Annotated in this window: 10 protein-coding genes; 5 read left to right on the top strand and 5 right to left on the bottom strand. The window is 73.3% G+C overall.

Annotated features, from left to right (window positions below; all coding sequences use genetic code 11):
* Positions 1 to 98: 98 nt before the first annotated feature.
* Entirely contained in the window at positions 99 to 683 is a 585-nt protein-coding gene (locus AN218_RS15875) for a sigma-70 family RNA polymerase sigma factor (protein WP_070017536.1), read from the bottom strand.
* A gap of 383 nt (positions 684 to 1,066) precedes the next feature.
* Between AN218_RS15875 and AN218_RS15870 the strand changes: the two genes are divergently transcribed.
* Together AN218_RS15870 and AN218_RS15865 are read left to right on the top strand one after the other, a co-directional pair.
* Complete coding sequence (locus tag AN218_RS15870) at positions 1,067 to 1,444, top strand: STAS domain-containing protein (protein ID WP_171908693.1); 378 nt, start codon at positions 1,067 to 1,069, stop codon at positions 1,442 to 1,444.
* A 363-nt stretch (positions 1,445 to 1,807) separates the two neighbouring features.
* The gene (locus AN218_RS15865; RefSeq protein ID WP_079132216.1) at positions 1,808 to 2,311 is read left to right on the top strand and encodes an ATP-binding protein; all 504 of its coding nucleotides are present in this window, start codon (positions 1,808 to 1,810) and stop codon (positions 2,309 to 2,311) included.
* Positions 2,312 to 2,404: 93 nt separating this feature from the next.
* Here the strand turns inward: AN218_RS15865 and AN218_RS15860 are convergent, their stop codons facing one another.
* On the bottom strand, positions 2,405 to 3,517 hold the full coding sequence (locus tag AN218_RS15860) for a GlxA family transcriptional regulator (RefSeq protein WP_079132215.1): 1,113 nt from the start codon (positions 3,515 to 3,517) through the stop codon (positions 2,405 to 2,407).
* A gap of 71 nt (positions 3,518 to 3,588) precedes the next feature.
* Between AN218_RS15860 and AN218_RS15855 the strand changes: the two genes are divergently transcribed.
* On the top strand, positions 3,589 to 4,983 hold the full coding sequence (locus tag AN218_RS15855) for an MFS transporter (RefSeq protein ID WP_079132214.1): 1,395 nt from the start codon (positions 3,589 to 3,591) through the stop codon (positions 4,981 to 4,983).
* On the opposite strand, the gene AN218_RS15850 is transcribed toward AN218_RS15855, so the two are convergent.
* Entirely contained in the window at positions 4,971 to 6,212 is a 1,242-nt protein-coding gene (locus AN218_RS15850) for a GlxA family transcriptional regulator (RefSeq protein WP_079132213.1), read from the bottom strand. The genes AN218_RS15855 and AN218_RS15850 overlap by 13 nt on opposite strands.
* A 44-nt stretch (positions 6,213 to 6,256) precedes the next feature.
* On the opposite strand from AN218_RS15850, the gene AN218_RS34540 reads away from it, so the two are divergent.
* Complete coding sequence (locus tag AN218_RS34540; protein ID WP_079132212.1) at positions 6,257 to 7,159, top strand: NAD(P)H-dependent oxidoreductase; 903 nt, start codon at positions 6,257 to 6,259, stop codon at positions 7,157 to 7,159.
* Here the strand turns inward: AN218_RS34540 and AN218_RS15845 are convergent.
* Both AN218_RS15845 and AN218_RS15840 read right to left on the bottom strand, forming a co-directional pair.
* Positions 7,062 to 8,207, bottom strand: coding sequence for a flavin-containing monooxygenase (locus AN218_RS15845; RefSeq protein WP_070017535.1), 1,146 nt, complete (start codon positions 8,205 to 8,207; stop codon positions 7,062 to 7,064). The two genes, AN218_RS34540 and AN218_RS15845, sit on opposite strands and share 98 nt — an antisense overlap.
* A gap of 226 nt (positions 8,208 to 8,433) precedes the next feature.
* The gene (locus AN218_RS15840; protein WP_070017534.1) at positions 8,434 to 9,081 is read right to left on the bottom strand and encodes a TetR family transcriptional regulator; all 648 of its coding nucleotides are present in this window, start codon (positions 9,079 to 9,081) and stop codon (positions 8,434 to 8,436) included.
* Between the two features lie 669 nt (positions 9,082 to 9,750).
* Between AN218_RS15840 and AN218_RS15835 the strand changes: the two genes are divergently transcribed.
* Positions 9,751 to 10,762 (top strand): serine/threonine-protein kinase (locus tag AN218_RS15835; RefSeq protein ID WP_244900471.1); only part of this gene is annotated, 1,012 nt, incomplete at its 3' end.

Raw genomic sequence — 10,762 nt, 5'->3', positions numbered from 1 at the left:
GTCCCCGTGCCGTGTCCCGTCCCCGTCGGCTCCGGCGTCGCCGCCGCCGTCACCGGCGTCGCCGGCCGCGGCGTCCCCGGCTCCGGTGTCCGCGCCCGTCACCGTGGACGCCCGGTCTCGCCCTGGTGCGCCGGCATCGGACGGCTCCGCGCCGACGACAGCAACTGCAGCCCCAGCCGCAGCCGTCGCCGTGCCTCGTCCTCCGTGACGCCCAACTGCCGTGCCGCCTGCCGGTAGTCGCGGCGCTGGAAGTACGTCAGCTCCAGCGCGGCGCGCAGCGACGACGGCATGGACGTGACGATGTAGTCGGCGCGCGCGGCGGTGGAGGCGGCGCGCACCTTCTCCTCGATCTGCTCGCGCCGCTCCGGGGAGTCCGCGGACGGCGGCCCCGCCTCGCTGTGCCGTCGGCGCAGCCGTGCGGCGGCGATCTCCTGGGTGACGCCCGCGATCCAGGAGCGCATCGGGCCCTGTTTGGGGTCGTAGGAGTGCGGGTTCTCCCAGATGTGGGCGAAGACTTCGCGCGTGGCACGGTCGGCGGCCCGTTCGTCGTCGAGCACCCGGTGGGCGAGGCCGTGCACGAGCGGTGCGAAACGGTCGTACACCTCGCCCAGCGCCGCGGCCTCGCCGCGCGCGAGACGCTGCTGCGTCCTCCGGTCCCAGCGCGGTGTCGTCTCGTTCGCCATGGTGACTCCCAGCCCGATCCCTGCCGCTCGTGGCCTTTCCCCTCGCGCCCCCTTCGCAAGCCGGCACGTCGAATGTAGTGCGAGGGGCTGACAAGGGACGTCTCTTTGCGGCAATGTGCCTCCAGTGCTGATCGCTGATGGTGTCGATCTCGTCACGTTGCGATATTGGGCAAGGGGCGCGGCTGGGCGATCACGCGAGAAATTGCCAAGATGCTGTGCGGGTATGACTGCGACCATTGCGGGGGAAGACCCGTCGCAAGCGCACAGCCTCCGGTGACTGGCTCGTTTTGACCGTGGGGGGCCGGGCAGCCGCACAGGGAAGGGACTATTCCGGTAGGCGCGGGGCCCGGGCAGGCGTAGTCGAGCGAAGGGGAATCGAGGACGTGTCGTTGAAGGTGTTGGAGGAGGAACGGGGGGAGTGGGCCGTTCTCCGGGTGTCCGGGGAGATGGATCTGGTCACCTCACCCGCCGTACGGCAGCACGTACACGACGCGGTCGCCGACGGACGGCGCAGCCTCGTCCTGGATCTTTCGGAAGTGCTCTTCTGTGACTCCAGCGGTGTCGGTGTGCTGATCGCTTCGCGTCGCCTGATGCGTTCCTGCGCAGGGCACTTGAGGCTGATCCTGCCCGCGCAGGGGGCCGAGGACGGATCGCATGTGAACCGCGTGCTCGCGGCGCTCGGCGTGCGCCGCCTCTTCGACTGCTATCCGGATCTGCCCAGCGCCACCCGGCAGGCCGCCGCCGGTCCCCTCTCGGCCTGAGCCGCCTGAGCCGCCTGAGCCGCCTGAGCCCCGCCGCCCGTACGCTCTCCGCGCCGCCTCGTCCACAGGGTGTGTGCGATGCGCGCCGCGTCCCCTGGGCCGTGGAACGCCGCCCCCGCCGCCGCTCACGCCTGCCTGCCTGCTCGCCCGCAGGTCACCGCGTACGGCTCGCCGCACGGCTCCCGTGCTCAACTCCCGTACGCGCCGGGCAGTATGCCGCACCGCTGACCCTTTGCGTCGGAATATGCCTGAAGCGCTTGTCGCCCCAACTGTGCATCGACCATGCTGTCTTCACGGCGTCACGTTCCGTGACCCCGTGAGGACGCGAGGCGATGTGCTTGCCGGTTCGGACGGATGTGAGCGGTGCGGGTGCTTCAGGTGCAGTTGGAGATGGGTGCGGACCCTGCGGAAGTGGGCCGTGCGCGCAGGTGGGCGCGGTCGGCGCTGGAGCGGTGCGGCGTCGAGTGCGACGAGGCGCTCGCGGAAACGGTCGTGCTGCTGATCTCGGAGCTGGTGACCAACGCCGTTGTGCACGCCGGCACTCCGTCGGTGCTGCGCATGCGGCTGCCCGTACGGCAGATGCCCGGAGCGGTCCGCGTCGAGGTCGCGGACAGCAGCGCCAGCCCGCCGCGCCAGCGGCACGCCGACGGCGACGAGACCTGCGGCCGCGGTCTCGAACTCGTCTCCGGCCTCGCCGACCGCTGGGGCTGGCAGCCGGAGGGCGCCGGCAAGCGGATCTGGTGCGAACTGGACAGGACGGCGCCGCCCGTTCGGGCCTCGCTGACCGCGCTGTGCGGGCCCGTTCCCCGGCCGGTACGGCAGCTCACGGCGGGCGGTGTCGGCCCGGACGGGATCCTGCCGGCGTGAGGGGCGAGGGCCGTGCGGTCCCGGCGGGCGCTCGCGCAGCGCATGCGTACCGGCCCGCGGAGCGCGAGGTGCCGGGGCGGCCGGGGCGGGTCGTCAGACGGCCGCCTCCGCCACGTCCGCGCCGCCGCTCTCCGTCCGTACGGCACGGAAGGTGCGCCGGTACGCGCTCGGCGAGACGCCCAACGCCGCCTGGAAGCGCAGCCGTAGCGACGACGCCGAGCCGAACCCGGCGTCCCGCGCGACCTCTTCGACGGACAGCGCACTGCTCTCCAGCAGATGCCGCGCCCGGTCGAGACGCTGCCGTGTGAGCCACACCTGCGGGCTCGTGCCGACCTCGGCACGGAAGCGGCGCGTGAACGTCCGTACGCTCATGGCCTCTTGGTCCGCGAGTTCGCGCAGCCCGATCGGGCGGTCCAGGTGCCGCAGCGCCCACGCGCGGGCGGCGCCGGTGGTGTGTACGCCCGGCTGCGGCACGGGCCGTTCCACGAACTGGGCCTGGCCGCCGTCCCGATGGGGCGGTACGACGGTGCGCCGCGCCACGGAGTTGGCGACGTCCGCGCCGAAGTCCTCGCGCACCATGTGCAGACACAGGTCGAGTCCGGAGGCGACGCCGGCCGAGGTGAGCACGTTCCCGTCGGCGACGTAGAGCACGTCCGGGTCGACCTCGATACGGGGGTGCAGCCGCCGCAGGCGTTCGCACGACGCCCAGTGCGTCGTGGCCCGGCGGCCGTCGAGCAGGCCCGCCGCCGCCAGCACGAAGGCGCCCGTGCAGATCGACGCGATGCGGGTGCCGGGCCGGATGTGGGACAGGGCCTCGGCGAGCGGGAGTTCGAGGCGTCCGTCGGTGTAGCACTCGTCCAGTTCGTGCGAGGCGGGGACGATCACGGTGTCCGCGTCCTCCAGCGCCTCGGGGCCGTGCTCCACGGTGACGGTGAAGTCCGCGTCCGTACGCACCGCTCCGGGTGCCGTCGCGCAGGTGACGACCTCGTAGAGCGGTGTGCCGGACGCGTCCCAGGAACGGCCGAAGATGCGGTGGGGGATGCCCAGTTCGATGGGCAGCAGGCCGTGCCGGACGAGCACGGCGACGCGGTGCGGCGCGCTCCCGGTCGCGGCGCTGCTCTCCGTCGCGGTCCTCCGCGCGGTTCCGTTCGTCGTCACGTTCGTCGTCACGTTCGAGGTCACGTTCCTGGTCGCGCTCGCGGTCATGGCCCGATCCTCGCACAACATGGCCTCCGGGCCACTCGTGTACGGGGAGGCCCCCGGCGGAGGCTGTCTCCGTGAACGAACCAGTGACCGCGAAGGACCCCGCCGAGCCCGCCGAGCCCGCGTCCGCCGCCCCTGCCGTCGACGATCGCCGGGACGGGGACCCGTCCCGGCGCCGGACCCCGCGCCGGACCCCGCGTGTGCACCGCGCCTGGTGGGTCGCGGCCGTCTCGTTCGTGGCGCTCGTCGGGGCGGCGGGATTCCGTGCCACGCCGAGCGTGTTCATCGACCCGCTGCACAGCGAGTTCGGCTGGTCGCACGGCACGATCTCCGCGGCGGTCTCCGTCAACGTCCTGCTCTACGGCCTCACTTCGCCGTTCTCCGCCGCCCTGATGGAGCGCTACGGCATCCGCCGCATCGTCTCCGCGGCGCTGCTGCTGATCTCCGCGGGCAGCGGCCTGACCGTCTTCATGGACGCCACCTGGCAGCTCGTCCTCTGCTGGGGCTTCCTCGTCGGACTCGGCACCGGCTCCATGGCCCTCGCCTTCGCGGCGACGGTCTCCGGACGGTGGTTCGTCGAGCGCCGCGGTCTGGTCAGCGGCATCCTCACGGCGGGCGGCGCCGCCGGGCAGTTGGTGTTTCTGCCGCTGGTCGCGCTGCTGGTCGAGGGGCCCGGCTGGCGTACCGCCTCGCTCACCGTCGCGCTCGCCGCGCTCGCGGTCGTACCGCTGGTGCTCTTCGTACTGCGCGACCGCCCGGAGGACGTGGGGCTGCTGCCGTACGGAGCGGGCCCGGACTACCGCACGCCGCCGCCCGCACCGCCCGGGGCCGCGAGGCGCGCCCTGAAGGCCCTGTCCGACGCGGCCCGTACGAAGGTCTTCTGGCTGCTGGCCGGCACCTTCGCGGTGTGCGGCGCCTCGACGAACGGGCTGGTCGGCGTGCACTTCGTCCCCGCCGCGCACGACCACGGCATGCCGGTGCCGACCGCCGCCTCGCTGCTCGCGGTGATCGGCGTCTTCGACCTCGTCGGCACGGTCGCCTCCGGGTGGTTCACCGACCGCTTCGACGCACGCAGGCTGCTGGCGGTCTACTACGCGCTGCGCGGCGTCTCGCTGCTGCTTCTGCCGATGCTCTTCGCGCAGAGCGTCCGCCCGTCGATGCTGTTCTTCATCGTCTTCTACGGGCTGGACTGGGTCGCCACCGTCCCGCCCACGATCGCCCTGTGCCACCGGCACTTCGGCCGCGACGGCGCGATCGTCTTCGGCTGGGTCCTCGCCTCGCACCAGGTCGGCGCCTCGGTCGTGGCCTTTCTGACGGGGCTGGTGCGCGACACCTTCGGCAGCTACGACCTGGCGTGGACGGCCTCGGGCGCGCTGTGCGCCACGGCCGCGGTGATGGCCCTGGTGATACGGAGGGGCGGCGGTACGCCGGAGGGCACGGCAGAGGGCCCGGCGGCTCAGCCGTCCTGACCCCGGAACTCCCGCTCCCGGCCGAGGAGTTCGCCGTCCGGGCTCTCCCCGCTCTCTTCGCCGCCCCGGAAGGTGACGCGGTAGGCGCGCGGTGAGACGCCGAGCGCCGACTGCATGTGCTGCCGCAGCGAGGCGCCCGTGCCGAAGCCCGAGCGGGCCGCGACGGCGTCCACGGGCAGATCGGTCTCCTCCAGCAACTGCCGTGCCCGCTCGATGCGTTGGCGGGTCAGCCACTGCACCGGGGTGAGCCCGGTCTCCTCACGGAAGCGCCGCGTGAACGTCCGTACGCTCATGGCCTCACGCTCCGCCAGCTCGCGCAGCGACAGCGGACGGTCGAGACGGCCCAGTGCCCAGGCGCGCGCGGCGCCCGTGGAGGAGCGCGCCGAGGGCTCCGCGACCGGCCGCGGCACGAACTGGGCCTGGCCGCCCTCCCGATGGGGCGGTACGACGGTGGTCCGCGCGACGTCGTTCGCGACGGCGGCCCCGTGGTCGCAGCGGATCATGTACAGGCACAGGTCGATGCCCGCGGCCTCGCCCGCCGCCGTGAGGACGTCGCCCTCGGGGGTGCGCTCGTGGGTGTAGAGGACGTCCGGGTCGAGGCGTACGCGGGGGAAGAGCCGGCGGAAGTCCTCGGCGGACTTCCAGTGGGTCGTGGCGCGTGCGCCGTCCAGCCAGCCCGCCGCGGCCAGCACGAACGCGCCCGTGCAGACCGAGGCGACGCGTGTGCCCGGGCGGCGTACGCGGGCGAGCGCGGCGGCGAGCGGACCGCCGAGCCGCCCGGTGGACTCCGTGGCGCCCTCCTCGTGCGTGGCCGGGACGATCACGGTGTCCGCGTCCTCCAGCGCCTCGGGGCCGTGCTCCACGGTGACGGTGAAGTCCGCGTCCGTACGCACCGCTCCGGGTGCCGTCGCGCAGGTGACGACCTCGTAGAGCGGTGTGCCGGACGCGTCCCAGGAACGGCCGAAGATGCGGTGGGGGATGCCCAGTTNCGTGGCGCCCGCCGTGTCGCCCGCCGGACCGCCGCGGCCGCGCGCGGCCCCGAAGAGCTGGTGCACCAGGCCGAGTTCGAGCGGCAGCACCCCCGGGCGTACCAGGACGGCGACGCGGTGCCGCCCGTCGTCCCGGAAGGGAGCGGCGGGGCTGGAGCGGGCTGTGCGGCGTCCCCCGGTGTCGGCGGGGGAGTCCGGTGCGGCGGCGGCCATGGCCAGATCCTTCCACATGCTGGCCATCCGGCCACTCGTTCCGCTCCGGGACGCGGCGCAGCATCGACCCCATGAAGGTTCTCTGGATATTCGCCCACCCCGAACAGCGCTCCCTGAACGCCTCGTTGATGCGCGAGGGCCTGCGGGAGCTGGCGGAGGCGGGCCATGAGACCCGCGTCTCGGACCTGTACGCGATGGGCTGGAAGGCCGTCCTGGACGCCGCCGACCTGCGCCCCGAGCCCACCGGCGCGAGCGGCACGGACGCACCGGCGGACGGCGGCCCCCGGCTGCTCGTCGGCGCCGGGCAGGAGCGCGCGTACGCCACCGACACCCAGCCCGAGGACGTCCGCGCCGAGCAGCGCAAGATCGCCTGGGCCGACACCCTCGTCTTCCACTTCCCGCTGTGGTGGTTCGGGCCGCCCGCCGTCCTCAAGGGCTGGTTCGACCGCGTACTCGTCCAGGGCTTCGCCTTCGGACTGCACGGCGCGGACGGGCGCCCCCTGCGCTACGGCGACGGCGGACTGTCCGGCCGCCGCGCCCTGGTGGTCACCTCGGTCGGCGCACGGGCGCCGGGCTTCGGTCCGCGCGGCATCCACGGATACGTCGGCGACGTGCTGTGGCCGCTGCTGCACGGCACGTTCTGGTACACGGGCATGGCCGCGCACGAGCCGTTCGTCGTCTACGGCGCCGACCGCCTCACCGAGGAGGAGTACGGCGGCTACGCGAGCGCCCTGCGCGCACGGCTGCGCGCCCTGCCGCAGGAGGCGCCGATCGGCTTCCGCAGCGAGCGCGGCGGCGACTACGACGAGACCCTGACGCTCCGCCCGTCGATCGAGCCCGGCGCGAGCGGGCCCGCCGTCCACGAGCGGCGGCCGGTCAGGACGTCGCCGCCCGTGCGACCGACGCCGCGATCCGCCGCGCGTCCAGCGACAGCTCCCGCAGCATCCCGCTCAGCGGATTGGTGTAGCCGATGAAGTACAGCCCCTGCGCGTCCGGATGCGTACGGCCGCCGTGTACGAGCGGACGCCCGGTCTCGTCCAACACCCCGAGCCCGCCCACGAGTTCCTCCAGGCCGCGCTGGTAGCCGGTGGCCGCGACGACGACCTCGGGGTCGACCGACGTACCGTCCGCCAGCCGCACCTTCCCGCCGTCGAAGGACTCGACGGCCGCCACCGGCTCCACCTTCCCCTTGCGTACGGCCGCGATAAGACCCACGTCCTGCACGGGGATCGCACCCTGCCGGGCGCGGGTGTACAGGCCGGTCGTCGGCCGGGGCAGCCCCTGCGCGGAGAGGTCGGGGACGGCGATCTTCGCCATGCGCGCGGCGAGGCCGTCCACCAGCCGCGTCGGCAGCCGCCGGCAGAGGATGCCGTTGGCCTGCGCGGGCCAGCCCAGCGTGGAGCGCCGCACGATGTGCGGCACGGTGCGCATCGCCAGCCGTACGCGGGAGGCGCCGCCCTGCGCGAGGTCCACGGCTATCTCCGCCCCGGTGTTGCCGGTGCCGACGACGAGCACGTCCTTGCCGGCGTACGGCGTCGCGTCGCGGTAGCGCGAGGCGTGCAGCAACTCGCCCTCGTAGCCCTCGCGTCCGGGCCAGGACGGCAGATGCGCGGTGTGGTTGTACCCGGTCGCGACGACGGTCACGGGAGTGGTCAGCCGCCGCCCGCCGTTGGCGTGCAGCACCCAGTCCGTCCCGTCGCGCTCGACGGTGTCGACCTCGACGCCGGTGGCCACCTCGATGCCGTGGTGCTCGGTGTAGCTCTCCAGATAGCGCACGAAGTCGTCCCGGCCCACCCAGCGTCCGTACGAGCGGGGTATCGGCAGCCCCGGCAGCGCCGACCAGCGGCGTGTGGTGTGCAGCCGCAGCCGGTCGTAGTGGGCACGCCACGAGGCCCCGACCGAGGGGGCCTTCTCCAGTACGACGGTGCTGATGCCGCGCTCGTGCAGTGCCGCGGCGGTGGCGAGTCCTGCGGGACCGGCGCCGATGATGTGGACGGGTACTCCGTCGTCGGTCATGGGCATGCCGGAGAGCTTAGTGCCGGTGACCTGGCGTTCCCGTCACGGAAGCGTCACGGGACGAGTACGCCGGGGCGGCGCCGTCCGGCGGCCGCGGGCGACGCAAGTCGAAGCGGCCCGGAACACCGGTGACACGGGTACGGGGCGGCGAAGAGCCGTACGAGGACGAGGAGTTGGGGAAGTCACCGCGAGGGTGTGGAGAAACGTTTCTTGAAGCGTTGGGGAAAACGGTTCATCTCGTGGGCTTGCGGCCCGTCACACCGAGGTGCACCAGCAGCGCCAGATTCGGCTTCAGCTCCGCCTGCTTCACACCCCAGGTCTGGAAGCCCTTCTGATGGCTCGCCACCGACGCGAGCATCATCACGAGCGCGCCCGCCGTCGCCGCCGGATTGACGTCCTTGTCGACCCGGCCCCTGGACTGAAGCTCCTTGATGGACTCGGTCAGCGGTCCGTTGACCGCGTTCAGGACCTTCATGCGGATCTTGTAGAACCGCTTGTCGCCCTCCGCCGCCCCGAGGTCGACCACGCGCAGGATGGCGTCGTTCTTGCGCCAGAACGCGAGGAAACCGTCCACGAGGGTCTCGGCCGTGCGCCAGCCCGACTTCCCCGCCCACGAGCGGTCGGCCACCAGGTCGCTGAGGGCCGCGCCGTCCTTCGCCATGGACTCGGCCAGTTCGAGGACGGCCCCTTCGACGTCGGGGAAGTACTGGTAGAAGGTCGCCGGGGACGTGCCCGCCCGCCGTGCGACGTCGATGACCCTGACATCGCGATACGGCGACGAGCTGAGCATCTCGTCGAGGCAGTCGAGCAGCTTCTGCCGCGTCGCCTGCCCGCGGCGACCAGCCACCCGCCCGTCGACGGTTCGAACTTGTCCTGTCATGCCGTCAGCTTATCGACGAGGAACGGGCGCGCGATTCGGCCGCATGCAAATGGGGTGAGGCGCCCGCAGCCGGGAGGGATCCCGCGACGGTGAGCGGGCAGACGTACGGGACGGGCTCCCGCACGGGACGGCGGGCGTACCGCGGGGCGGCACGGAGGGCAGAACACTTGCGCGTTCGAATCATCGGCCTGCACGGGCCGCCGAACGCGGCTAGCGTGCCGTACCGGCGGAGGGGTCCGCCGGTGCCGGGGGGGCGGAACACACAGGCAGGCGCGCGGATGCGCGCGGGAGCGCGAGCCGGAACGCAGCCGGAGGCACAGGCACAGGCACGGGCGCGACAGGGGAGGCAGGCAGGCGATGGCCGCACGGGCACGGACACCCGCCGCCGGGCGGCGGCCCCGCCCCGGCGCACCGCTGACCTGGCCGTCGCCGACCGGCGGACAGCCCGTGCGGGACCGGTGCGCCACGGCCCGTCACGGGATTCCCGGAGACCGGAATGCGGGTTCGCGCTTCGGTGTTTGGCCTGCGGGGAACCGCACCGGCCGCCCCCGGGTTCGCAACCACCGCCGTGGGCAGGAAGAATCAGCCCGCGGACCATGTGTCCGGTACGGCAGTGAGAAGCTGCACGGGGCGGGAGTCGAGTGGCCCCGACGGGGAGGTGGCAGGTAAGTGGTGGAGCAGCTGACGCAGCACGATCCGCGACGGATCGGCCAGTTCGAGGTGCTCGGCCGTCTCGGCGCCGGGGGCATGGGGCTGGTCTATCTCGCGCGTTCGGCCTCCGGCCGCCGGGTGGCGATCAAGACGGTACGGACCGAACTCGCCGAGGATCAGCTGTTCCGCGTGCGCTTCACGCGCGAGGTCGAAGCCGCGCGCGCCGTCAGCGGCTTCTACACCGCGGCCGTCGTGGACGCCGATCCGAGGGCGGCCGTGCCGTGGCTCGCGACGGCGTTCGTGCCCGCGCCCTCCCTGGAGGAGATCGTCAACGAGTGCGGGCCGCTGCCCGTGCAGGCCGTGCGCTGGCTCGCGGCCGGCGTCGCCGAGGCGCTCCAGTCGATCCACGGCGCCGGGCTGGTGCACCGCGACCTCAAGCCGTCCAACGTCCTCGTGGTCGAGGACGGGCCGCGCGTCATCGACTTCGGCATCGCCTCGGGCGTCTCCAACACCCGGCTGACGATGACGAACGTGGCCGTCGGCACCCCCGCGTACATGTCCCCGGAGCAGGCGCGCGACTCCCGCAGCGTCACCGGGGCCAGCGACATCTTCTCCCTCGCCTCCACGCTCGTCTTCGCCGCCACCGGGCACGCGCCCTTCCACGGGGCGAACCCGGTGGAGACCGTCTTCATGCTGCTGCGCGACGGGCCCGACCTGGAGGGGCTCAACGACGAACTGCGGCCGCTCATCGAGTCCTGTATGCGCATGGCCGCGGAGGAACGCCCCAGCCCGGCCGACATCCAGGCACAGCTCGCGCCGCATCTCTTCTCCTCCGGCGGCGACGACAGCGGCACGGCCTCGGCATGGCTGCCCGCGGGAGCCGTCGCCCTCATCGAGCGCAAGCGCGGCGCACGTCCCACGCCCCGCAGACCCATGCACCGGCAGGACAGCCCGCCGGAACCGCGTCCGGACGCGGCGCCCGAGGGCGCCATGGACGGGCACGCCCCGCAGCCCGCGCCCTCCTCCGCCG

Source organism: Streptomyces nanshensis (genome assembly GCF_001751255.1).
In the GTDB taxonomy this organism is placed as follows: domain Bacteria; phylum Actinomycetota; class Actinomycetes; order Streptomycetales; family Streptomycetaceae; genus Streptomyces; species Streptomyces nanshensis_A.
This window is presented reverse-complemented; position numbering and strand designations above follow the sequence as displayed.

Coding starts and splice junctions, on each gene's coding strand:
- AN218_RS15840 (WP_070017534.1), bottom strand. CDS start 9,081: ATGACAGGACAAGTTCGAACCGTCGACGGGCGGGTGGCTGGTCGCCGC.
- AN218_RS15845 (WP_070017535.1), bottom strand. CDS start 8,207: ATGCCCATGACCGACGACGGAGTACCCGTCCACATCATCGGCGCCGGT.
- AN218_RS34540 (WP_079132212.1), top strand. CDS start 6,257: ATGAAGGTTCTCTGGATATTCGCCCACCCCGAACAGCGCTCCCTGAAC.
- AN218_RS15875 (WP_070017536.1), bottom strand. CDS start 683: ATGGCGAACGAGACGACACCGCGCTGGGACCGGAGGACGCAGCAGCGT.
- AN218_RS15860 (WP_079132215.1), bottom strand. CDS start 3,517: ATGACCGCGAGCGCGACCAGGAACGTGACCTCGAACGTGACGACGAAC.